Source organism: Clostridium aciditolerans (assembly GCF_016316925.1).
Classification (GTDB): domain Bacteria; phylum Bacillota; class Clostridia; order Clostridiales; family Clostridiaceae; genus Clostridium_AM; species Clostridium_AM aciditolerans.
Window position 1 is genome coordinate 234,247 of record NZ_JAEEGB010000013.1, and the last position, 23,664, is coordinate 257,910.

Consider the following 23,664-nt stretch of genomic DNA (forward strand, 5'->3'; position numbering starts at 1 on the left):
GCCAATAAAAAACTATTGGCTCTTAAATTAGTTATATATAGAACTTGTTATCACTTTAACATTTATTTCTCTAAAGCATTTGTATAAATTTTCACAATTTCCCTTACACAATTATCGATATTAAACATTTTTTCACACCAGCTTCTTCCCCATCCACCTATTCTTATACGATTTTCCTTATTTCTCAAGAGATACTTGATATCTCTCACTAAATTTGTAACATTTGGCTTTGCAAGAGCATCATGATCACCAAAATACATATCCCATTGAATGTCTTTTCTATTTTCATCTACGATTCCAGTATATCCTTGATTACCTATAGCAATTACAGGTTTTTTACACATCATCCCTTCTAATGCAACTCTAGCTGTTCCAATTATAATATTGCTTTGGAGATAATATGGTATTACATCCACTTTTGTTCCTATCATATGAACAACATCTCTGTCCGCCATTTCGTTAATTACTTGTGCTTCTTTTTCTAAGCTTTCTCTTCCAGGGCCGTCCCCTATAACAATAACGTGTAGGTTATGATAGTCTTCTAAAAGCTGTGTGAAACTAAACAGTAATACACGAGCTACATTGGTTTTATTCCAATCTAATCTGCTGCAATAGCATAATATCCCTGCACTTTTGGGTATATTAAGTTCCTTTCGTATATCTATATCCCTATAAGAATTATTAACCAAATCACTACTAATTCCATTGGGAATTATAACAATCTTATTTCTAATTCTGTCTCCAAGTTTATTATACAGCATTTCTCTTACAGGCTTACTTACTGCAATTACCTTGGAGGCTTGAATACATGTAGAGTAAAAAATATTATTAGGATAAAATAATCCATGAACAGTAACTACATATGGTATTTTATACATTCTATAAAGTTCGCTGGCAAGCTGCATGCTTGCAAATAAATGGCAGTGAATAACATTTATTTTTTCCTCATCAATAATAGTTTTTAGTATTTTTACCATCCCAAATTTTTTCTTGTTCGATATATAATCTCCATCAATAGGAATTTTAATAACTTTTATTCCGTAGGACCTCATTACTACTTCCATAGGACCACCAGAAGTTGCTACCACCACATAAATTCCCATGTCCATTAATTTTTTAGTAATATTAAGAACATGGGTTTCTGTTCCTCCAACATTCAATGCATCTATAAGCATTAATACCCTTAGTTTACTTTTTTCATTCAGTTTAGTTTTTCTTTTTACATCAAAATTTAGATCCTTATAAAATTCCTTAAATTGAAAAGAATTCCTAACAGAAGGATCTTTAAGTAGCTCACATGCATATTTAGAATATTCCTTTTGATTTACAACATGATAAGCATCTTTGTGCCTTCTATAGGAATAAAGAATAGTATTTACCTTTTCTACAGGACTTAATTTTATAAGCTCTAATAATAATTCTGTTTGATCATCAAAAAGAGGAGTTTTATTACCATAATTCACCTTATCCATAAGTTCTTTACGAATCATTAAAGTTGGAAATATAACTGGTAAAAAACCTGCTATAATTGATTTTTCAATTTCTGCATTACTCTTATAATAGTTTTGAATTCTCTCAATAAAAATACAATCGCTACGCAAGGACTGATCTCTCGTAAAGCAAGAGATTAGACATGAGACCATCCCAATCTTCGGATTATCTTCCAAATACCTCTGTTGAATTTCCAGACGAGTAGGTAAACTTATGTCATCCCCATCATGTCTTATGATAAAATCTCCTTTTGCAAATTTATAGCCTTTTGCAAAGGCCGCCCCAATTCCTTGGCGCTCTTTTAAGTTAATTACATGAATCCTTGCATCTTTTATTTGAGATATTTTTTCTACCGTTCTATCCTCTGAAGCATCATTTACAACTATTAATTCCCAATTTGTATATGTCTGTTCACAAATGCTTCTAATGCTTTCTTCCATGAATTCTTCACAATTATATACGGGCATTACTATACTAATTAACGGTTTCATAAGTTCACCCCATTTATTGGAAGTACAAAACTTCTTTAAGATTTTGTACCTTATATCCATTATTTAAGAGTCTATATATAAATTCAAAATCCCATGCCCCCTGCATTAAGTTATTGAAACCAGCTGTTTTATGAATTTGTTCATATCTTACCATTAGCGTATTTATATTTACGCAGTTAAAACATTCGGTGATATAGGAGTCTTCAATCTTATCGTCATATCGTATCATCTCTCCTGCTGGTTTACAATTTGTGCCTACTGCACTGTACATGAAGTTATCCTTTAAAAACTCTACTTGTTTTTGTATTCTTTTTGGATGACTTAAGCCTTTATCATGATGAAATGCTATATATTCCCCCCTAGATAGATAGGCTCCAAAATTACATATCCAAGGGAAACCGACCTCTCTAGGCGGTTTAAAATATAATAAATCTTTAATACATTTATTCTTTGAGTGATTTCTATAACTTTTATACCAATTATTAATTACTTCTCGTGAGTTGTCATTGGAACAATCATCTATTATGATAATTTCAATATTGGGGTAGGTCTGTGCACCTATACTCTTTAATGTATCGGAAATAGTTGATCTACTGTTTTTAACTGGAAGTATTATACTAACAAGATCATCAACAACTTTTCTCTTCTTGAGCACATCTATATCTTGTTTATGACGTATTTGACTGCTCATAGATCCTGTATGCTTTCTTACATAATGCAATTCCTCTTTTATATTTTCAATGGTAAAATCATGATTTACTATATTATTTACAAAAAACATATCATTACCAACAGGAATGGCTTTAAAGCATCCAATAATCTCTTCTAACATGGCAGCGCGGAACATTAATGTACCATAAGCAACACAATGTCTTAAATACTTTTTATAATTTCTCTCTATATGAGCTGAATTAAAACTTAGCCAGCCACTTCCAGCCTTACTTTCGAGAATATTATTTTTAAAAGTTCTAAATCCTGTGCCTACCATAGCAGTATCTGGATGTTCATCTAATACTTTCACCTGCTTGTTAATTTTTTCTGGATAGCTAACATCATCTGCATCATGTATTACAATATATTCTCCAGATGAAATCTGAAATCCAATATTGTAAGCCCAACCTGCTCCACAATTTCTTGGAAGTTTTAAATAAATAAAATTTGAAAATTTATATTTACATTTTTTATACCATGAATTCACAAGTTCCTCTGTATTATCCTCTGAAGCATCATCCATAATAATAAGCTCTATGTCGGGATAGGTTTGTTTTTCAATTCCATTAAGTGCATCTATTATAAAATGGCCATAATTATAAGTAGCAATTACGATACTTACAAGCCCAGGCTTTCTATCACACAATTGCGTCATCTCAACTTCCTCCTTTCAGTCGGAACACTGGGTAATTTTGCTCGTTTCACTTCGGGAACTGGGTAACTTAAGATGTTCGCTTCCGCTCACAAGTTACCCGTAAAAGTTCATTTAGAACTTTTACCTAGCAAAATTACCCGTTAAAGTCCATTTAGGACTTTAACCTCCTTGCTACAACTCTTCCTAATGATAATATATGGATGCATTTATATAGTTGTGTATAATTACAAAATAATTTAAAACATTATCACTAATAGTTCTAACTTCATATACTATATTACTAACTAATAAGAGAGGGATGTGAAATGAATCTTAGTAATAAAAAAATTTTAATTACTGGTGGTACTGGTACCATTGGAAAAGCATTATTAAATAGACTATTAAACTATGATGTAAATCATATTTATATATTTAGCCGAGATGAACAAAAACAAGAAGCAGAGCTTTATTATTTCAAACAAAATCCAAAGGTCAGTTTTATAATTGGTGATATAAGAAATTATTACAGCATAAACTCAGCTTTAAGAGGAATAGATATAGTTTTTCATACTGCTGCTATGAAAATTGTTGGTATTTGCGAAAATAATCCATATGAGGCTTTTATTACGAACGTTATCGGTACTCAAAATATTATCAAGAGTGCCACCTTAAATAATGTGGAAAAAGTTATATTTACCAGCAGTGATAAAGCTGCCAATCCTACTACTGTAATGGGTGTTGGAAAACTCTACAGCGAAAGGCTTATATCTCATGCAAATTTTATCTCTGAAAATTCAACAATTTTTACAACGGTACGTTTTGGAAATGTTTTTGGTTCCAGAGGCTGTGTTCTTGATTTATTTAAAAATCAAATAAAAAAACAAAACTATGTGACAGTTACTCACCCAGATATGACCCGGTTTATATGCACAATTGATGATGCAGTTGACCTTTTAATAAAAAGTAGCGAAATCGCAACTGGAGGGGAAATCTTAATTAGAAAAATGCCAAGTATTCGCATAGTTAATCTTGCTGAAGTGCTAATCGAATATTTAGCTCCTATATATTCAAAAAATCCAAAAGACATTGAAATAAAGATAACAAAGAAACTAGTTTCTGAAAAACTCTTTGAGGAACTTATTACAACTCATGAAGCAGAGAGATCCTTTGAGTTTGATGACTATTACTCTATACTTCCTACAATTTGCTTAGATAAACAAAATACCGTTGATTTGGCAAAAGGTAAACCAGTATATGGAGAAATATCTTCAAACACTAGCCTTAATCTTACAAAAGAACAACTTTTAGATTTTCTTATTAAGAATAAATTAATATAAGGGGGTGATATTGTGAATATACTTGTAACAGGTGGCGCAGGATTTATTGGAAGATGGGTAGTAAAACGACTTGCAGAAGATAATCATAGGATATGGATACTAGATAACCTTTCAAATAGTTCAATGAATAATTTAAAAGATTTACAACTTATTTATCCTGATATTACCTTCATAGCAGGAAGCATTACGAACAACCATCTTCTTGAAAGTCTTTTTGCTAATAAATTTAATATATGTTATCACCTCGCGGCTTCAATTAATGTTCAAGATAGCATTGATGACCCAAAAACCACTTTTGAAAATGATGTAATAGGAACCTTCAATGTTCTTGAGCAATGCAAACTAAATAAGACAAAGTTTGTGTATATGAGCACTTGTATGGTATACAGTAAAGCTTTAAATAAAGAAGGCATTTCTGAAAGTCACCCCACATGTCCAGCTTCTCCTTATGCAGCTGCTAAGTTAGCTGGGGAACAGTTAGCCTTATCCTATTACTATGCTTATGGTCTTCCTGTAACTATTCTTAGACCTTTTAACACCTATGGACCATATCAAAAACAAAATAGTGAAGGTGGGGTAATTTCGATCTTTATTAATAAAAAACTTATGAATGAAACACTATCTATATATGGTGATGGCAGCCAAACAAGAGACTTTTTATATGTTACAGATTGCGCTGATTTTGTAGTAGAGGCAGGTTACTCTGAAAATACAAAGGGTAAAGTGATAAACGCCGGTAGTGGTTTTGACATCTCAATTACAGAATTAGCAAAACTAATCGCTGGTGAAACAGGAACTATTAAATATGTAACTCACATTCACCCCCAAAGTGAAATACAGAAGTTATTGTGCGATGCAGGGTATAGTCAGAAGCTTCTTGGGTGGAAACCTAAAGTATCTCTGACCCACGGTATATCACTAACAGAAGAGTTTTTAAAGCACAATGCTGATTGGAGGTGACATATATGGAGCCCTTTCGTATTGTAATACTAGGAGACAGCAGTAGACATGCTGTCGCGGTAAATACACAATTGCTCCGTACCCTACTCTCTCGTATTAAGGGATTGTCACCACAACCGAAATTTATAATGTTTGTAGGCGATATGGTATATGGTGGAGCTAAAGTAAATGAGCAATTAGAATACTTTAAGAAATTAATTAAGGACTATTATCCTATTACTATGCTCTATCCAGTACTCGGGAGTCACGAAAATAATGACACTGCTTTCAGTAATGCATTTTCTTACCTTCCTAATGAACAGTTACAAGGATATCAACGAACTGTATACTACTTTGATTATGAAAATGCTCGCTTTATCGTTTTAAACTCAAATCGCAGAGCTTCAAACTGCAGCTATGCTGTTGACGCAAAACAACGTTTCTGGTTAAAAAACACACTAGAGAGCAGTGATAAAAAATATAATTTTGTGTTTTTCCATGTCCCTGCTTTTCCTACTGGACATCACTATGGAGAAAGTCTGGATGGGAGTACAGATGAACGTAACGCTTTATGGTCCATTCTTGATCATTATAATGTAACGGCAGTATTTGTGGGTCATGAACACAATTACTGCCGCCGTCTTATAGATAAATCTTTTACTACTAATGGCCTGCTAATACAAAATTCCATTTATCAAATAACTACCGGCGGTGCAGGTTCTTCATTAAGTGCATATATTACTAATATAAAAAATGCTATTGTTGGTCCTCTTGCGGTATACCATTATTGTGTTTTAGACATAAATGATGGTGGGGTTTCCCTGCAAGTATATGATAAAGAAAATACGCTTATTGATAGTTGCTCTATATACCCGCCTACTAAAGGCCCTGCTTCTAATGCTATAACAGATATGTTAATTCCTATGGGTGCATCATGGAGGTATTTCGATGAGGGTTCTGACCTGGGAACTTCCTGGAGAGAGCCTCATTTTGACGATTCTTCATGGCCTTCTGGACTTGCTGAACTAGGTTATGGAGATGGAGGTGAGGCTACAATTGTAAGTTATGGACCTAATGTTTGGAAAAAATATATAACAACTTATTTTAGAAAGCATTTTACTGTTGATGATACATCAATATATAAAAGTTTGGTACTTCGAATCCAAAGAGACGATGGAGCTGTTGTATATCTAAATGGTAAGGAGGTATATAGAACTAATATGCCTTCTGGTATAATTAAATACAATACTTTAGCCGTCAAAGCTTTAAATGGAATAGATGAGGTTTCTTTTGAAAAAACTATAATTGATACAAACTTTCTTAAAAATGGAGATAACGTAATAGCTGTAGAAATTCATCAAGTAAGCCCTTCTAGTTCTGATATAAGTTTTGATTTTCAACTTCTTGGGGATAAGGGTTAACACAAGTTAAATATTTTTTAGAGGACAGAGGACAATTGTCCTCTAAAAATATATTTATATATTCTAAACATCACCAATAATTCTCATAGTATAAGTTAAATGTCAGCCGTGGGTGCTTACATAACTACTTTCCTTATTAATTCAAAAGCTTCTGCATAACTACACCCAATAACTGTACCCCATCTTTTAGCAGCCACCTCTAATCCTTCTAAGGAACGAGGATGGGGGTATTCTCGCAACTCTGATTTATAACATTTCATTGCTTCGAGTTTGTCCTTTAGTGTATTTTCAATATTCACGAAATAATTAGGTGTAAATTTATCTTTGTTTAGAAAATTCCATTCCGTAGCAGACAAGGTTTCAAAACAATATATTTCTTTTACTGAGCATTCTGCCATAGGTCTTGTAGCTGTTTGAACCGCTTCAAAGGTTATTTGATGGTCAATATTCAAATCTCCATAATGATGTGTAAATATAATAGAAGGCTTAATTTGGGAAAGATACTTTTCAACTAATTTTACAATATTCAAGAAACCTTCTTTGTCAAAGCTGTTATCAGTAAACTGACAAAAAAAAGTTTCTTTATACCCTATAACTTTATTTGCTGATAAACTATCCTGAAATCTTGTCTTAATTTCTTCCATTACCTCAGTATTCATATTGTTATGCCTTGAGGTAGTTCCATCAGATAGAATTAATGAATACACTTCATTTCCTTCTTTAACAAGTCTTCTGATTGTCCCACCGCATCCTAAAATTTCATCATCTGGATGTGCTGCTATTACTAAAATTTTTTCCATTACAATTCCCCCTGTATTCTATATAAGACAATAAAATATATAGTACAAAGTAATTTTCGATAAGTTATAACATCAGTGTATGCTCACTAAATTTATTAAGTTACATATACTATATTGTTAGAAATAATATAACTTTCCTTGTATTATTTGTAACTAATTTTGGGTGTAACTTACCTTTAGGTCTTTTACACATCATAAAGGAAGGATTCATTATGACACAGTATAATGTTTTAGTTACCTCTATTGGAGGTGATTTAGGTCAAGCAGTTTGCAAAGCCTTACGTAACACAAACTATAATATAAAAATTTGGGGAACAGACTGTAGAAACTATGCACCCTATCCTCTATTTTGCGATAGTTTTCATATTATCCCTAAAGCTGAGAGCTTATTATTTATAGAATTAATAAATAAGTTTTCTTTTAATAATTCAATTGACCTGATTTATGTTTGTAGTGAACAAGAGCTTTTATATATCTGTGATCATTTTAATGAAATAGATGATGAAATACGTTGTCGCATTGCCATTCCTCCACTGCAGGTAATCAACATTTGTCGTGATAAATATAAAACAATGGAACTTTTAAAAAATAACAATTTCCCCTATCCATACTCAGTCTTATATAATGAATCAACACCAAAAGAGGATCTATTAAAAGGCTTTAAATATCCCTTTGTATTAAAAAAAACTTCTGATTGCGGCTCAAAGCATCTTCACATAATTCAAAACCGTAAAGAATTTGAGGATATTACTAATCTAGACAGCAGCTTCATGCTTCAGGAGTATATTCCTGGAACTGAGTATACTAACGGAGTATATAGAGATTCTTTTAGCAATGAAATACATGTGATTACCCTTGAAAGGACTATAAAAGATGGAATGAGCAGTGAAGTAAAAGTAATCTTTGATAAAGAAATAGAAGACTTGTGCAAAAATGTTGCAGAAAAACTAAATATAACTGGCTCCATTAATATTCAACTAAGGAAACAGAAGGGTTCTAAGCCCTTTATTTTTGAAATTAATCCCAGATACTCTAGTACTGCCTTTATGAGATCACAATTTGGATTTAATGATGTTATATATGCTTTTGAAAATATTGTTCTTAAGAAATCTATTACTCCACCTACTATAAAAACCGGCGAAGCTTACCGGTATATAACAGAATATTATAAGTTTTAGTAAAGAAGGTGAAGGCAATGAAACATCCCTATATACCCTATGGACGTCAATATATTGATGAAGAAGATATTCAAGCAGTAATAGACGTATTAAAAAGTGATTTTCTGACCACTGGACCAAAAATTCATGAATTTGAAAAAAAGGTAGCAGATTACGTAGGATGTAAATATGCTGTTTGTATAGGAACTGGAACTGCTGCTCTGCATGCAGCCTGTTATGCCGCTAATATTAGTACTGACGACGAGGTTATTACTACACCTATGACCTTTGCTGCTACTTCCAACAGCATCCTTTACCTTGGAGGAAAACCTGTATTCGCTGATATTGACCCTCATACCTATAATATAGACCCTTTGGAAATAGAAAAAAAGATTACAAATAAGACTAAAGCAATTATAGCAGTAGATTTTGCAGGTCAACCAGCAGAACTATTCAAGATTAAAGATTTAGCTGAAAGACATAATTTAATTTTTATTGAAGATGCGGCCCACAGTCTTGGTTCTGAGATAATGGATTCAAAGAGAACCTGGCATAAGATTGGAAGCATAGCCCATATGACTACCTTCTCCTTTCATCCTGTAAAACACATTACAACAGCTGAAGGAGGAATGATTTGTACAAATGATCCTAAGCTCTATGAAAAGCTTACTCTATTTAGAACCCACGGTATTACCCGCTCTCCAGAACTTCTTATGGATAAATCTCATGGCAAGTGGTATTATGAGCAGCAGCTTTTAGGCTACAATTATCGTTTAACTGACTTGCAAGCAGCCTTAGGAATTTCTCAACTCAACAAATTGGATGACTTTATTAAGAGAAGACGTGAAATAGCAACTATATATGATAAAGCCTTCTCAGAAAGCACTTTTAAAAATAAAATTACTATTCCTTATCAAGCTTCAAATACGAAATCTTCCTATCATATATATGTATTAAAATTTAATCTTTCAGTTATAGGAAAAAGTAGAGAAGAAATATTTAATAAACTCTCAGATTTAAACATTGGAGTAAATGTTCATTATATTCCAGTTTACTATCATCCCTATTATCAGTCTCTAGGATATTCAAAAGGACTTTGTCCAATCGCAGAAGAGTTATATGAGGGTATTATCACAATTCCACTTTATCCTGGCATGTCAAATGAAGATGTTAATTATGTTATAAAAAGTATAAAGGAAGTGTAAGGTATGGATTATCAAATAAACCGTTTTGTTATTGATGTTCCTGACGGTAATGAAAAATCAAGTGTTGATCAATTAGACATGGATTTTTTCTTACAATGTGACTATAGAAAAGTAATACTTGGAACAGTCCGTTTTCCTGATGGAAAACCTGCCCCTTGTTCTGTAGTTAAGTTTTTCAAATTAAAGCGTGCTACTGCTGACCCTGAAACAACCTCTGATTTAGAACCCATTGGCCACGCTATAACAGATGAAAACGGACAATTTCTTTTAGGACCTGTATATCCTGGAGATAAACTTATATTAAAGATATTATATCTAGATTGTTTCATAAAAAAATCTTCAACAGGAACTGCCAAAAGTACCCGCGAACCTGAAGATTGTGATTTTGAAAAGTAGGTTACTATGGATAATGTAAAAGAATATGAAGTAGTTATTATTATTCCATGTAAAAATGAAGGTATTTATATTAAACAAACCTTGGAGTTTTTATTGAAAACTGAAGCGAAAAATATATCAAATATATTTATTATTGACGATGGCTCTAATGATAATTGCTGTGAGTTTTTGAAAAATCCTTCTAACAGATACTCAAATGTAATGCTAGTTAAAACAAAAGGCATAGGAGCGTCAGCAGCAAGAAATCTAGGTGCAAGTTTTGCACCACTTACAAAAACATTAGTCTTTTGTGATGCCCATATTACTATGCAGCCAAACTGGCTTAACACACTATTAGAGGCTTTTAATAATAAAGATGTAAGTGTAATATGCCCAGGCGTTGGCCATTTTTCTCCAGATAGCCCTGTAGGCTATGGTCAAACCTGGAATGAAGAGTTTGAAACATATTGGTTGAAAAAGCCGATGAACATTAAAGAAGTTCCACTAGCTCCAGGTGGATGTATGGCTATAAGAAAAGAGGTCTTTGATGCAGTAGGAGGATTTGATCATGGCTTCCATAGTTGGGGCTTTGAAGATGTAGAACTATCGGTAAAGCTTTGGCTTTTTGGATATAAAATTTTTGTACATCCTGATGTTAAAATTGGTCATAAATTTAGAAAAATACAACCATATGATGTTGACTTAACTGAGTTTCATTATAATAAATTACGTATGGCCTTTAGCCATTTTAATGAAAATAGAATCCATAAATTAATGAAGCCTCTCCATGATTATTCTAACTTTAAAACCATCTTAAATAAAATATCTGCAAGCGATACTTATGATCAACGTATAGATTATTTTAAGCGCCGTCTACATGACGATGATTGGTTCTTCAATAAATTTAATATACCCTTCTAAGGCATCTGAGGAAATTAACAAGTCAAAGATGCGACGGATATTTTGTGTCAGACAAGGAGACAGGTTCCGCAGATAGTTGACCCTATCTAAGGGTTCTGTCGACGCAGTATGATGCAAAATAGACTAGCAGATTGACTAGTTATTTTTTGAAGATGACTATCATATATTTGGGGGTGAAGTGTTGAAAAATTTAACAAATATACCTGCCAATAATTTTGATTGTAAGGCTCCTATAGAAGTTGTCATAAAAAAAATATATAAATTAAATGAAGCAGAAATTGACGAAATTAGCAATAATGAATTAATAATATCTGAAGAGGATAACAGTTTAATTGAATTAGATATCATTATAGATATACCAACTAATAAATGAGTAATGCGTCCATACCCTATAAATATTCATGGTAGTACGAATTTTGTACTACCATGAATGCTTTTAACATATCTTCAATAACCTTTACTATTCCATTATCATAATTGCCAAATCCATATTCTCTCCAAAAGTGCAATAATTCAGATGGTAATATATTCTCAAATTGCTTCAGTTCCTCTTCTGTAGGTTTTACCAAATCATTAGATGGCTCAAATACCCTTGTAAATTGTAAAAAAATATTATTTGAGACGCTATTTTTATCTATATTTTTTTTCTTAAATTTATCAAACAACCCCATTTTCATTTCTCCTTTAAGCAACAACTTATCAAACTTACAAATTTACTATTCATAATAATAAACTTTAAATTGGAATTTATTTATCTAATTTTATATACCAATTTCTTCAATCCAGTCTGTAACTTGCCGTTTGTCAAAATTACTCATCGTTGCAAATCCAGAAAGAATTGTTGATTTGGGACATTCTTTCGCAATATTAATCTCAATTTGTCCAAAACCCCCACCGCCATGAGTACAGAATGGAATAATAGTTTTCTCTTGCAAATCAACATTTCTTAAAAAACTTAATATCGGTGGAGCAAATGATTTAAACCAATTTGGCGTTCCTAAAAAAATGTAATCGTAGGAAGCTACTGATTCTTCTCCAGATAGTAATTTAGGGCAATATCCTCTCTCAATTTCATTCCTTACTTCCTTTGTTGCTGTATTATAATTGAAAGCATAGGACTTTTCAGGAATTAACTCCCTAATATCTCCTTCTGTTTGTTCTGCTATTTTTTCTGCTAATCTTTTTGTTGTATTGGAAAAAGAATAAAAAACCACTAATATTTTACTCATTATTGCCTCCACAAATTATTATTTGTCTATGGATTTTATACATAATTTTTACTCCTCAGTTTTAAGAACTTTATGGACTATAAACTTAGCAATGTTTAATATTAATTCTTATGTTCAACATATTCAACTATAGTACCATCTAAATGTTGTACAGTCATATTCATTCCCGTTGGAACTTCTTTTAAATCTCTAATAATTATAGCGCCATTACTTAGTAAAAAATCTTTAAATTCAATAATAGAATCTACTAAAAATGTTGCTTGTGTATCTTTAATTGGCTTCAATGCTTCATCAGAACCACTTATAATTAAAATGTTTCCAACTTGTGCTAACTCTAAATTTATATGAGAATACTTAAATCTCAATTTGCATTTTTCATTTAATGCTTTTTCATAAAATTCTATTGATCTATCAATATCATGTACATAAAAACGATTTAAAACTTGTTTTACTTTCATTGTTATCTCCTCAATAAATTAATTTGCAGCTTCATAATTTAAGAATATTACGAATCACTATTACCCCAAAATTGCTGGCAAACCTCAAAATATTAAGTTCAAAATATCAAAGCTTACAAAACCAATCAAGATAATAGCAAGTACAATTCCTATGATAATATTCCATACTAAATCCTCATTAGCGGTTTTGGACTTCTTCAGTGCTAAAATGGAAATATAATCTATTAGAAAAATTATGCCCAAAGTTCCTAGGGCAAAGGCTAAAAATTCCCTCAAGCTAAATACATATCTTGTATCTATCTTAGTCATTAGCCTTATTTGAATGAATGCATTAAATCCTGTGACAACAGAAAGGATGTAATAACATATTATTTGCATCCTTCTCTTTTTGTTGATAAAGTCACTACCTTTCTCATTGTATGCACTGTATAATCTTGGATTCATAAAGCTTAGAAACTTATCGTAGTATTCTGTTTTAATACTAAATAAGACAGCTTGTATCAAAAATATAATTGCAAGTATAAGTGTAGTTATACCAATTCCTACGGTATTATATATTAAAGAAATTACTACTAGTAGTAATGCCATAATACCAATTGACTTTAGATTCATTTAAATCCCCATCCAATGCTTTTAAATTTTCTTTTTATACGCTCCCCACTGATACGCAAAATATTACTGTTATGACGCTTAATATTCTTATTGTGACGTAAAAACGCCGAAGAATCCAATTTTATTTTACCAGTAACATACTCCATCCCCAATACATCTATCTATTCAGCATCAAAATCAATAAAGTACTTTCTCTCTGGTGTATGTATCGTGAGGGTTGCTAAATTAATATTGTCCTCTAAAATATCCACTCTGTATTCGAACATGATATCATCATTTTGCTTTTTCATGAATAAGTAACTTCCTTCTTCTTGATCCTCGGCCTCATCACTTATTTCAGCGTAGATTTCTTCGCCACTGACTTCTCCATGATATCCTGACTTTCTTATCTTTTCCTCTATTGCTTTAAAAAACTGTTCCATTTTTTCGCTCTCTTTCTTTTAAAATATCAATTTCTCTTCAAATCAAGTATATACTATGTTTCTAAATAACAGTAGCCCTAATCATTATTAATTAATGATCAGAGCAAAACCTCACTTATCAAGTTCACATGATTCTCAATGACCTCTAGGCTAATAATTACTTCATATTTTAATTATTGAATTAGATTATTATACCTTCAAAATGATCCATTTCATGTTGAATTATTTGTGCTATAAATCCAGTAAACACTTGCTTTTGCTTCTTGAAATTTCTATCAAGATACTCAACTTCTATCATTTCATATCTCTTTGTTTTTCTAAAGCCAATTAAAGATAAACAACTCTCTTCAGTTTCATAAATCTTTTCTTTATTTAATATAACTGGATTTATCATAGGCACAATAAGATTGCCTACCGTATATACCAATATACGCTTTTTTATTCCAATCATATTACCAGCCAATCCGACACAATTCTCTAGGTTTGCACTTAATGTATCTATTAAATCATCAATTACTACTATATCATTTATAGTTGCATCTTCTGATTTTTGTCCTAAAAACAATATATCTTTTACAATTGGTTTTATCATAATTCATACCTCTTTTTCAGTTATATTTTTTATAACTCATACTATCAAATTACTATTTATATTACTCAACCTTAAATAAGAATTTGTATGTACTAATAGTCTTTTAGAAAATCCAGATTTCTTACTTATTCATAGCAAATTTTTACAATATAAAATAATTATTATATGCCTATTTTATCTTAATAACATAAATTATCAGCAAAATACTCTATGCACTCTTTAATATTTTCATGTAACTTCATATTTTGATTAATGAATATTACAAATGCCTCTATTTCCTCTTCTATAATGCATTCAATAGCCTGTGGTACACATTTTTGATGTTCCATTTGATAAGCCAGGCTACATAATACACACACTATATTCGATAGTAAAGCCCACATATATGATTCCTCTTCAGTTACACCTTTCCAATAACCAAATTCTACTATATCGTATCCATCCTCTGAATCAACGGTTTCGTATATATCATCAGCTGAAATTTCATTATTTGTTATCCATTCTTTACATATACTAATTACTCGTTGTCCTTCTTTATAAAACTCTTTATTCTTCACATTATCCTGATAGGCATTTAAAAGACTTTCTGCATTAGTTAATAACATATCATATTGTTCTACTAAAGTCATATTGTTCCTCTCTTTACTTTTGAAGTGTTCACTAATAGAATTCAAATATTCTTGTACTTTTCTTTCATTAATCTGTTCTTCTCTATAAATTACTACTTATCTTTCAAATAATTAAAACATATTTTTATATTAAAAATTTTAGAAAACCATTGACTAGCAAGCATTATATGAAACATGACAAATATATAAAAACTATTTCTCCTTTTTGCCAAAAGCCTCAAATCTTCTATCTAATATAACTTCAAACTTTTTATAATCCTTCCAGTCAAAATCAAACTCACAAGGAATATCATATAGTTCATTAAAAACAAAATCTACGTAATCTTTCATAAACTCTTCACTAGCATAATAATATTCAGTAAATGCTAATCCTTCATCATTAAAATCATCACTCCATAGCTTGCCATCACAACATGTTAGGAAAAAATCCACTCCCGTCATTTCTTCCCTTCGTACCTTTTCAAGATTTTCTGAATTATATTCCTTATGCATGTCTCCTTCCATATTATTATTAATAATCCATGCAAGGTAAAAGCCAATATGAACACAGGATCTTTCAATAATTATCTCGTTCTGTTCATCATTAATATTTTTAGGATCTATTTTCTTATTAGAACAATAAGCCTTCATTGCCCTATCATAATAATTATCATAACTATCGAAAACAGCCATTACATCATTCATCCTTTCAAATTTACTATTTATAATACTTAACCTTAAAATAAGAATTTGCTTGTACTTAAACGCTATCATAAATTTTAAAATGTGAGCATAAGGCCTTTCTTGTCATTCAAAGCAGATTGGAAAATGGATATCAAATCTTCAAAAACACTTTTTAAATCTTCTTGTTCAATTTCAATAAAACTCTTTAATTCCTCTATATTGATTTCATCTAGTCTATCTTGAACGGTAATTAATTTTTGATAAAGCCAAGGTATATCTTCAGCATAAACCAATCCTAATCCACAGTATCCAGGTTCTATTTTAAAATTTTCTTTTTGAATTGATTTTCCCAATATACAATACTCAGCTTCTATGAAATCTAGCTTTTTTAAAGCTTCTAGCAACATATCCCATTCATAGGATAGTCCAATATCTTCATTTGGATCATAGTAACCTGTTAAGGCGAAATCTGCATATTCTTGTATATCACCTTTTTCTATTTCTTCTTCCCAGTCCTCATCCAATTCACCACCAGTATAAGGGGATCTCATAATATCTATATGTTCTTTAATAAACTGCCTAATAGTTGCAATATCATCATTAGCTCCTCTGTCAACTAATAAATTATTCAATTGTTCCATATAAGTTTTTGTATCAAAAACAAAAGCTTTATGTTCCATACTCATAATTTTTCTCCCTTTTCAATGCTTTAGTATTTCGCCATATTGTCTTAATATTTATTTCTTGAAAAGACTAATTACCTTTTCCTGCTATAAAACTCATCTACAAAATTACTATTTATATTACTCAACCTTAAATTGGAATTTATCTTTATGTTTAAAGAGTTTTAGTAAAATAATAGCGTTTTCCTGTAACAGGATAGTTTTCTAATGCAAAAACTTCCTTGTATCCATGCTTTTTATAAAATCCAGGTGCTTGAAAACTAAAAGTATCTAAAAATGAATACTTGCAACCACGCTCTTTCGCTGTTTTTTCTGCCTGATTTAAAATATTACTTCCAATATTATGGCCCCTTAATTCTTCACTTACCCATAGGAATTTTATAAACAACCAATTACCATGTGTATTTCCAATTAGACCAGCAATCTTTTTCCCTGTTTCATCTTGTAAATAAACGCCTAAATCCTTTGGATTTTTATCTTCAATTCTCGCTAAATTATATTTTAATAAACCTTGAAAAATAATATCTTCATCTTGTTCTTTAATTTCATCAGTAACCTCAATTTTCATTTTAATTCTATCCCTCCCTTGTTAACATTTAAACACAAATAAATTAATATTTTACTGCTGGTTTCTATAATGGCGAATCCTTAAATGTAGTTTCTTTTATATTAGGAAGTACATCATAGATAGAACAGCCCATTTGTTGTTCAAAATACTCTTTCATTTCAAAAGTCGCATTCCAACGTTCAACGGTAAATGAAAATATCCCATATCGCCTTGTCGTATTAACAAAACGCTTTTCTAACATACAAAAACCTTGAGCATCAGCCAATGAATCGCAAACAATCATCAATTTATCATAATCATTATACGTTATATTTTTTAAATATTGTCTGACAAATTCACTTTCTTCATCACTCATATCATTCCTACCTATTTCTTTTTCAAAGTCAGGAACTGGAAATGAATGGGTCAAACAAATTCGACTCACTTCATCCCAGCCTCTTTCCATAGCAAAATTATATCCATCAATACCATGTTTCCTTGCACTTACCCCATATCTTCTACCTATATCATGAAGAAGTCCTAACACATATGCTTTATCTGAATTAAGATTGCCACACCTTTTCGCAATCATTTGAGCTGCTAATCCTACATTGATAGAATGTTCAGTCCACGGTCCTTGATTTAATTGTCCCGCTATCTTTAATTCCTCTTCTGCTATTTCTTTATTTGGAAACATTTCATATTCCTCCAATATGTCAAAATATTAATAGCAATAATAAATTACTAATTTATAATACTTAAACTTAAAAATATAAATTGGAATTTGTATTTGTGCAAGGTGTGTTCATTTTGTGCAATTAATATGAAGTATCTTTTTAATGATAATAGTTACAATATCACTAACTGATTTGCTACCATCTACTACAAAATCAGCACTTAATTTTGTAGAATCTAAACCGTATAAATAAGCATTTCTTCCTTGTGTTAAATAATGATTCATATCATCAAATATATTTCCAATAGTTGTATTATCATAGTCTCTAATAATTCGTCTTGCTAATGCAATATCCAACGGAGTATCTATGAAGATTGAATAATCAATATATTTAGCAATCAAATTATGCCTATATCCAAAAGGATAATCCATGACAATAAAATCTGGTGTTTCCTTTATTAGCATTTCTATATCTTCTGCTAACAAATCTAGATTAAATACATTAACATCAGCACCATCTTCAATCCATAGTATTAACTATTGTCCAAAAATAACTATCTTCAAACTGATTTGCATATGCTAAAGAAAACATATATGGCCTTTCATTATCATATGTTTCTTTTAAATCTTCCAGTGCTACTTTTATCGCTGATTTAAGTTTCATACTGAATATTTTCAAATCACTTCGTATTTTATCGGTATTCCATACTTTATTTTCACTAATATATTCCTGTAAATACGTATTATAATATTCGATCTGCATTTCCTTATTCATTAATATCCCCCATATCCGTATTTAAAAACTTTTTTCTAAATTACTATTTATTACACTCAACCTCAAATTAGGATTTATTTGCTTTTTAATTTATGAGCCGTAATTATCGTATAACTATAAGCATTAACTGTTATTTCATAATCAGCCACATTTACGTACCAATTTTTACCTTTTCTAACTATACTACTATTAGATTCTTTGATTTTTTTTCTACACCAATTAACAACATCGTCCACATCTAAACAAAGATTTCTTTTAATTCGTTCTATTCCTAAATCAGTTGTGTGCAACTTGTCTAAGTTTAAAATTAATTCGCTTTTATTATTGTCATTCATTTTGTACCATATATTAACCTTTCAAATTTAAAATTTATTCTCCCAATTCTTTTTTTAAATCTGCTATATACAGTGATTGCTGTTTTTTTAGATACAAACCTACAAACAAATTCATTATAGGATTATTTACTGATACTTCTTCTGTAAATTCAATCTGCGTACCATTATTATTAACAGAACTAAAAACCCCAATCCAATGACCATTCATATTTTTATTAGTCATATCAAACTCATATCGCTCATAAGGCTTTTTTAAAGTAATATTAAATTTAGTAGGGAAATTATCTTTTGTATATTCTGTAAAAGAGTTCCCATCTACTGAAACATCAATTTTACTTAAATCGCTCCGCCACTCATATTTGTTGTTATTTGTAACTACTTCCCATACTTTCTTAATATCTGTTTTAAATATCGCTATAACGGTTGAATTCTTCATAATACACATTCTCCCTCATAAATTACTAATTTATCTTTTAGTTAATTATAGCATATTTTGTAAATATCACGCTTTTCAATTTTTAAATAACATTTTATCATTTTACTTCATCAAATCTATATATTTTTATATTTACAGCATTTAACATCAACATTCTTCTTTAAATAAAATAAGAAGGAGAACCTCCTCCATCTGGATTTGGCTCTCCTCAATTATTTAGATACGTTATTAATTTATCATTTATAATAGTTAAAAATTATTTTTTCTTAAATTCCTTATTATCTAAAATAATAACCCCTGACTTATCTTCCTTTGCTGCTTTCTTTGTGTTATTTACAAGTTTTATAACGTCCTTGTATGATTGTTTTGCTCCCTTTACAAGCAAGGGCACTCCTATAAAATCTATTTTTAACCACCTAGAAAATAATCCACCAAAGGTCATTGGTAATGGAACAGTTGGCGACGTATTGGAAAATATAATTTTCTCATTTAATATATTTTGTTTATGAAGCATAGAAGCTAAATTATATAATCCTGGAATCAAAACCTTTGAACGTCCCCTGCCTACAACATAGACTTTATTTCCATCTTTATCACTTCCATAATAAAAAAGTTCTCCACGATTTCCATATACTAACTTATTAAAGTTAGGTAATTTCAATATTTCATCCTTAGTTGGTTCTCGAGTTTCATCCCGAAGGTAATATGTTTATAACCATGGTCTGTTATGGCAATTTCTTTTAATCCTTTTTTTATTCCAGCTTTAACATTTGATTCAATACTTTCCTTTGCATGTTCTCCCAGAATAATATTAAATAAGGGAATATGCCCCTTTGCAATATTAGTATGAGTATGATAGTCTGCAATAATCTTAAAACTCATTTTATTCCCTCCACAGTTTTATTTTGCCCATATTACTGGATAATTCTCACCATATATTACAATTCTGAACAAACAATATATATCATTACTTGTACAAAGTATTTGTCTTTGCTTAGTTTGTTCATTCGTTTAACAAAATCATAATATTCACTACGAGATACTTGAAAGAACTCGCATATTGCAGACCTTCAGCAAAAAATTTGTGCAAAAGGGCTCTAGCACAAACTGTTAGAGCCCTTGATTTTGGCGGAGAGATAGGAACCCAAACCCTAGGTGCATGCATAACACGCACGTCTGATTTCGAGTCAGATGTAAAAATATAAAAAAAGGATGACTGGACTCAGTAAGTCAGTCATCCTTTTTAACTTTACTTTTCTTTATAATATTTCTAATCTTATAATTTAATTTTTACTAAATATCATATGTATAACCTATTATATTAAACTCCTTATTTAGAGAATCAATAAACTGATTATAAAAAGAACACTTAAGCTTTATACATGTAGCTAAATGTATAGTATCCACACCCTTTGTTTTCATTCTATTTGCTCTATCTAACACCTGATCTATAGAATCTTGGCTACAACCATTACAGTGAACAAAACATATTATTTCCGAATCTTTATCATAATTTTCAAAAGCTGCTACTCTTTCATTAAAGGCTTTAAAGCACCCGAAGCTAGTACATTCCTTACTTTCGTTATAACAATTAATAATGTCAATTTTACTCATAATTATAATTCCACTCCTTGTAAAAGTTTATTTTATATTTTGATTCTAGCATTACTAAAAGTATAAATCTTCCTGTATTTCGCTATCTAATTTTAAGTGTTTTCACTAAGGTATTTCAGGTACTCAAAAGAGTCTACGTCATTTATGGTACGGTTCACCATAACAGTTATAACGTAAACTTTTTAAAAAAGGCGATATTTCTAAAGTATAGAGTTATATATTAAAAGCTTGTTTCCTTTATTTGTTGTAAACTAAATATAAATTTATTATAATTACAAGGAAAGCTTAAATTTAAAATAAATTAGATATATTATTTAACAATCCAGGAATACATATCCCTGGAAAAGCAGATAAACTTGCTGAAAATGATAGTTAAAAAATCTAAAATAAAGGAGTATACGAAAATGGCAGGAAATAAAATTATTTGTACTACAAACAATGTTGATTACGTAACAATTAGAAAGGCAATGTGTGATGGCGCAAGAACATTAGAAGAATTGGTGAAAAAAACAGGAGTTTGCACTAATTGTGAAGGATGTAAAAGTGAACTTGGTCATATACTTTCTTCTGTATGTGGTTGTAAGAAAGTTTCACTTAAAGCTGTGGTTGATGCGGTTAAAAATGGTGCTGATACCGTAGAAAAGGTTGGTGAAGTTACAGGTGCAGGCACAGGAGAAAATTGTGGAAGATGTAAGGCACTTATTGCCAATGTAATTGAACTTGGTAGGTAATCGAAATTTAAATACTTATCAAAGAAGTACTACAGATAGATTGGAATATGAAATTGAATATTGTCAGAAATTAGTTACTGTAATTGAGAAAGAACGCACACTTACAGATTTCACAAAAGTAAAAGAAAAGCTTAATCTATTAAATGAAAAAGGATCGTCTGTTATCAGACGACCCTTTTTCACTTCTATTTGTTTGCCACCTTTAAGACATTGAGTGAATTGTCAAGTGCCGACTTGCACTTGCTGGCATCAGTATTTCTTGAACGAACTGATGATAATACATCATCAATGGTTCCGTCAATTTGCGTCCATGTTGTTTTATCAATTTTCTTTAACTGCGGCGCTGATTTGTCCCAAGCACGCTCCAAGTCATCAGCACTTGTTTTCGACGAAGTAAAGTTATTTGAGTTTACACAGCTTAGCATATCATTTTCAATTTTAATAAAATCTGTTAATTGTCCAGATAATGTAGTTTGTGAAGAATTAGGTTGCGGTGCTATATTATTACTGCACCAAACATAACCGCCTATACCAACAGCTAAGAAAATACACAATACCGCAATGGTTTGTCTTAAAACATTTTTCTTGCTTTCATTTGTTTGCTTTGCTGCTGTTGTTTCACTTTTTGGTTTTGTATCACATTTTGTAACAGCAAGGAAAATTATTATTGCTAAAATAGGTATAAGAAAAATTATGCTAGTAACTGTTGTCCCTAAGCCTAAGCCGCCATATTCTTTTGGCTGAGATAGGTAATCTCCGAATGATGCTCCCAATGGACGAGTAAAAATATACGCAACCCAAAAGGCTAATACCCCATCAAATTTTAAGAATTTCCATGCCAAAAATGCACAAGCTATTATAATTGCCACTGTTATTCCTGTGTGGAGATAACCAAGGCCAAGCTGTTCGGAATATAAGTCACCAACTGCTGTTCCAAGTGCAAATGTGAAAAGAATGGTAAGCCAATAGAAAGCTTCTCTTTTCCTTGTGTAAATCGAGTGTATGGAGAGTGTTTTTTCACTAAGATACCAAAAAAGAAAAGTTAATCCTAACAGCACAGCAAAAACTGCTGTACTGAGCTCAAGAGGCACTCCCATTCCGTCTGTCAAATTATCCGTTACCAACGTTCCAAATACGCTTATAAGTACGACTGTTAGCCAATAAATACCGGGAATATATTTAGTTGCCCTGAATTGAATATACAATACAACGATAAATGCTATTCCCATTATAATTGTAGTTTGAGTTAAGCCTAATCCAAGGTTTACATTTAAGAAATCCGAAAATGTTTCACCGACAGTTGTGCATAAAATCTTGATTATCCAGAAGAAAATAGTAACTTCTGGTACTTTGCTAAGTAAAATTTTCCTTTGTTTTGTTTCCATTTTTTATCTCCTTTTTTTAATATATTATAGTAGGAGTCACCGCCATTACTCCTCTACAAAACCATATGTGCCCTTTTAATCCATACAGCTTTTCATGTTGTATCACTTAATTTACTAAGCATATTTCTTGACATATTATATTTCCTTAACATTAAAGCCAAATTAAAAATTATTTAAATTTATCTTAAAAAATTAAGTTTTACAAAAAAGCTATAAGGTGAAAGATTTAATCTCTTTCGCCTTATAGCTTTTCAACTATTATTTAATTATTAACCTTAAATTTAGATAAACAGAATTCTTGGCTTCAGGTGGAGTTTGTCTGCGACCACTGGGAAATTCTGCCCGTTAAATGCCATTTAGGCATTTACCCTCCAACTGAAGCTTAGATGTCGTTA

The 23,664-nt window shown here is 31.0% G+C and carries 32 protein-coding genes; 10 read left to right on the forward strand and 22 right to left on the reverse strand.

The features are described from left to right. Positions 1-62: 62 nt before the first annotated feature. Complete coding sequence (locus I6U51_RS12245; protein WP_211142888.1) at positions 63-1,982, reverse strand: glycosyltransferase; 1,920 nt, start codon at positions 1,980-1,982, stop codon at positions 63-65. 13 nt (positions 1,983-1,995) lie between these two features. Next, positions 1,996-3,348, reverse strand: a complete 1,353-nt coding sequence (locus I6U51_RS12250; protein WP_211142889.1) for a glycosyltransferase family 2 protein — start codon at positions 3,346-3,348, stop codon at positions 1,996-1,998. Positions 3,349-3,653: 305 nt separating this feature from the next. On the opposite strand from I6U51_RS12250, the gene I6U51_RS12255 reads away from it, so the two are divergent. From I6U51_RS12255 to I6U51_RS12265, 3 genes are read left to right on the forward strand one after another with little or no spacing between them, the layout of a single operon-like run. Further along, positions 3,654-4,664, forward strand: coding sequence for a polysaccharide biosynthesis protein (locus I6U51_RS12255; protein WP_211142890.1), 1,011 nt, complete (start codon positions 3,654-3,656; stop codon positions 4,662-4,664). A gap of 12 nt (positions 4,665-4,676) precedes the next feature. Beyond that, positions 4,677-5,624: an NAD-dependent epimerase/dehydratase family protein gene (locus I6U51_RS12260; protein WP_211142891.1), complete on the forward strand. Its 948-nt coding sequence runs from the start codon at positions 4,677-4,679 to the stop codon at positions 5,622-5,624. 5 nt (positions 5,625-5,629) lie between these two features. Beyond that, on the forward strand, positions 5,630-7,024 hold the full coding sequence (locus I6U51_RS12265; protein ID WP_211142892.1) for a metallophosphoesterase family protein: 1,395 nt from the start codon (positions 5,630-5,632) through the stop codon (positions 7,022-7,024). A 116-nt stretch (positions 7,025-7,140) separates the two neighbouring features. On the opposite strand, the gene I6U51_RS12270 is transcribed toward I6U51_RS12265, so the two are convergent. Beyond that, positions 7,141-7,824: a PIG-L deacetylase family protein gene (locus tag I6U51_RS12270; protein WP_211142893.1), complete on the reverse strand. Its 684-nt coding sequence runs from the start codon at positions 7,822-7,824 to the stop codon at positions 7,141-7,143. Positions 7,825-8,036: 212 nt separating this feature from the next. On the opposite strand from I6U51_RS12270, the gene I6U51_RS12275 reads away from it, so the two are divergent. The 5 genes from I6U51_RS12275 to I6U51_RS12295 all read left to right on the forward strand — a co-directional run bounded on the left by I6U51_RS12275 (position 8,037) and on the right by I6U51_RS12295 (position 11,855). Then, positions 8,037-9,002 (forward strand): ATP-grasp domain-containing protein, encoded by a 966-nt coding sequence (locus I6U51_RS12275; protein ID WP_211142894.1) that lies wholly within the window; start codon positions 8,037-8,039, stop codon positions 9,000-9,002. Positions 9,003-9,019: 17 nt separating this feature from the next. Continuing rightward, positions 9,020-10,186, forward strand: a complete 1,167-nt coding sequence (gene pseC, locus I6U51_RS12280; protein ID WP_211142895.1) for a UDP-4-amino-4,6-dideoxy-N-acetyl-beta-L-altrosamine transaminase — start codon at positions 9,020-9,022, stop codon at positions 10,184-10,186. Positions 10,187-10,189: 3 nt separating this feature from the next. After that, positions 10,190-10,582, forward strand: a complete 393-nt coding sequence (locus tag I6U51_RS12285; RefSeq protein ID WP_211142896.1) for a hypothetical protein — start codon at positions 10,190-10,192, stop codon at positions 10,580-10,582. A gap of 6 nt (positions 10,583-10,588) precedes the next feature. Then, positions 10,589-11,482 carry a glycosyltransferase family 2 protein gene (locus tag I6U51_RS12290; RefSeq protein WP_211142897.1) on the forward strand — a complete coding sequence of 298 codons (894 nt, stop codon included), beginning with the start codon at positions 10,589-10,591 and terminating at the stop codon, positions 11,480-11,482. A 181-nt stretch (positions 11,483-11,663) separates the two neighbouring features. Beyond that, entirely contained in the window at positions 11,664-11,855 is a 192-nt protein-coding gene (locus tag I6U51_RS12295; RefSeq protein WP_246517306.1) for a hypothetical protein, read from the forward strand. 16 nt (positions 11,856-11,871) lie between these two features. On the opposite strand, the gene I6U51_RS12300 is transcribed toward I6U51_RS12295, so the two are convergent. The 18 genes from I6U51_RS12300 to I6U51_RS12385 all read right to left on the reverse strand — a co-directional run bounded on the left by I6U51_RS12300 (position 11,872) and on the right by I6U51_RS12385 (position 21,153). Further along, the gene (locus I6U51_RS12300) at positions 11,872-12,153 is read right to left on the reverse strand and encodes a GAD-like domain-containing protein (protein ID WP_211142899.1); all 282 of its coding nucleotides are present in this window, start codon (positions 12,151-12,153) and stop codon (positions 11,872-11,874) included. 90 nt (positions 12,154-12,243) lie between these two features. Further along, positions 12,244-12,711, reverse strand: coding sequence for a flavodoxin (locus I6U51_RS12305; protein WP_211142900.1), 468 nt, complete (start codon positions 12,709-12,711; stop codon positions 12,244-12,246). Positions 12,712-12,812: 101 nt separating this feature from the next. After that, on the reverse strand, positions 12,813-13,169 hold the full coding sequence (locus I6U51_RS12310) for a VOC family protein (protein ID WP_211142901.1): 357 nt from the start codon (positions 13,167-13,169) through the stop codon (positions 12,813-12,815). 84 nt (positions 13,170-13,253) lie between these two features. Next, the gene (locus I6U51_RS12315) at positions 13,254-13,781 is read right to left on the reverse strand and encodes a hypothetical protein (RefSeq protein ID WP_211142902.1); all 528 of its coding nucleotides are present in this window, start codon (positions 13,779-13,781) and stop codon (positions 13,254-13,256) included. 161 nt (positions 13,782-13,942) lie between these two features. Next, positions 13,943-14,203, reverse strand: a complete 261-nt coding sequence (locus I6U51_RS12320) for a hypothetical protein (protein ID WP_211142903.1) — start codon at positions 14,201-14,203, stop codon at positions 13,943-13,945. Between the two features lie 181 nt (positions 14,204-14,384). Beyond that, positions 14,385-14,795 carry a peptide deformylase gene (locus I6U51_RS12325; protein WP_211142904.1) on the reverse strand — a complete coding sequence of 137 codons (411 nt, stop codon included), beginning with the start codon at positions 14,793-14,795 and terminating at the stop codon, positions 14,385-14,387. Between the two features lie 179 nt (positions 14,796-14,974). Beyond that, positions 14,975-15,424: an Imm6 family immunity protein gene (locus tag I6U51_RS12330; RefSeq protein WP_211142905.1), complete on the reverse strand. Its 450-nt coding sequence runs from the start codon at positions 15,422-15,424 to the stop codon at positions 14,975-14,977. 192 nt (positions 15,425-15,616) lie between these two features. After that, entirely contained in the window at positions 15,617-16,177 is a 561-nt protein-coding gene (locus I6U51_RS12335) for a DUF7832 domain-containing protein (protein ID WP_211142906.1), read from the reverse strand. Positions 16,178-16,182: 5 nt separating this feature from the next. After that, complete coding sequence (locus I6U51_RS12340) at positions 16,183-16,773, reverse strand: hypothetical protein (RefSeq protein WP_211142907.1); 591 nt, start codon at positions 16,771-16,773, stop codon at positions 16,183-16,185. A gap of 151 nt (positions 16,774-16,924) precedes the next feature. Further along, positions 16,925-17,338: a GNAT family N-acetyltransferase gene (locus I6U51_RS12345; protein WP_211142908.1), complete on the reverse strand. Its 414-nt coding sequence runs from the start codon at positions 17,336-17,338 to the stop codon at positions 16,925-16,927. 64 nt (positions 17,339-17,402) lie between these two features. Next, positions 17,403-18,014: an HD domain-containing protein gene (locus I6U51_RS12350; RefSeq protein WP_211142935.1), complete on the reverse strand. Its 612-nt coding sequence runs from the start codon at positions 18,012-18,014 to the stop codon at positions 17,403-17,405. A 108-nt stretch (positions 18,015-18,122) separates the two neighbouring features. Next, complete coding sequence (locus tag I6U51_RS12355; protein ID WP_211142909.1) at positions 18,123-18,479, reverse strand: nucleoside/nucleotide kinase family protein; 357 nt, start codon at positions 18,477-18,479, stop codon at positions 18,123-18,125. A gap of 34 nt (positions 18,480-18,513) precedes the next feature. Continuing rightward, positions 18,514-18,768, reverse strand: a complete 255-nt coding sequence (locus I6U51_RS12360; protein ID WP_211142910.1) for a hypothetical protein — start codon at positions 18,766-18,768, stop codon at positions 18,514-18,516. A gap of 74 nt (positions 18,769-18,842) precedes the next feature. Then, positions 18,843-19,103, reverse strand: a complete 261-nt coding sequence (locus I6U51_RS12365; protein ID WP_211142911.1) for a DUF3781 domain-containing protein — start codon at positions 19,101-19,103, stop codon at positions 18,843-18,845. A gap of 34 nt (positions 19,104-19,137) precedes the next feature. Next, entirely contained in the window at positions 19,138-19,539 is a 402-nt protein-coding gene (locus I6U51_RS12370) for a polyketide cyclase (RefSeq protein ID WP_211142912.1), read from the reverse strand. A gap of 256 nt (positions 19,540-19,795) precedes the next feature. Beyond that, positions 19,796-20,200 carry a DUF3189 family protein gene (locus I6U51_RS12375; RefSeq protein ID WP_246517308.1) on the reverse strand — a complete coding sequence of 135 codons (405 nt, stop codon included), beginning with the start codon at positions 20,198-20,200 and terminating at the stop codon, positions 19,796-19,798. Further along, positions 20,197-20,421 carry a PHP domain-containing protein gene (locus I6U51_RS12380; protein WP_211142913.1) on the reverse strand — a complete coding sequence of 75 codons (225 nt, stop codon included), beginning with the start codon at positions 20,419-20,421 and terminating at the stop codon, positions 20,197-20,199. Before I6U51_RS12380 ends, I6U51_RS12375 begins: the two co-directional genes overlap by 4 nt. Positions 20,422-20,832: 411 nt before the next feature. Then, complete coding sequence (locus I6U51_RS12385; protein WP_211142914.1) at positions 20,833-21,153, reverse strand: CGGC domain-containing protein; 321 nt, start codon at positions 21,151-21,153, stop codon at positions 20,833-20,835. Positions 21,154-21,557: 404 nt separating this feature from the next. Between I6U51_RS12385 and I6U51_RS12390 the strand changes: the two genes are divergently transcribed. Together I6U51_RS12390 and I6U51_RS12395 are read left to right on the forward strand one after the other, a co-directional pair. After that, positions 21,558-21,884, forward strand: a complete 327-nt coding sequence (locus I6U51_RS12390; RefSeq protein WP_211142915.1) for a (2Fe-2S)-binding protein — start codon at positions 21,558-21,560, stop codon at positions 21,882-21,884. Further along, a complete protein-coding gene (locus tag I6U51_RS12395) occupies positions 21,874-22,098 on the forward strand; it encodes a hypothetical protein (protein ID WP_211142916.1) in 225 nt (74 codons plus the stop codon). The genes I6U51_RS12390 and I6U51_RS12395 overlap by 11 nt, the downstream gene beginning before the upstream one ends. Here I6U51_RS12395 and I6U51_RS12400 read toward each other — a convergent pair. Next, positions 22,070-23,269 (reverse strand): COG4705 family protein, encoded by a 1,200-nt coding sequence (locus I6U51_RS12400; protein ID WP_211142917.1) that lies wholly within the window; start codon positions 23,267-23,269, stop codon positions 22,070-22,072. The two genes, I6U51_RS12395 and I6U51_RS12400, sit on opposite strands and share 29 nt — an antisense overlap. Between the last annotated feature and the right edge of the window lie 395 nt (positions 23,270-23,664).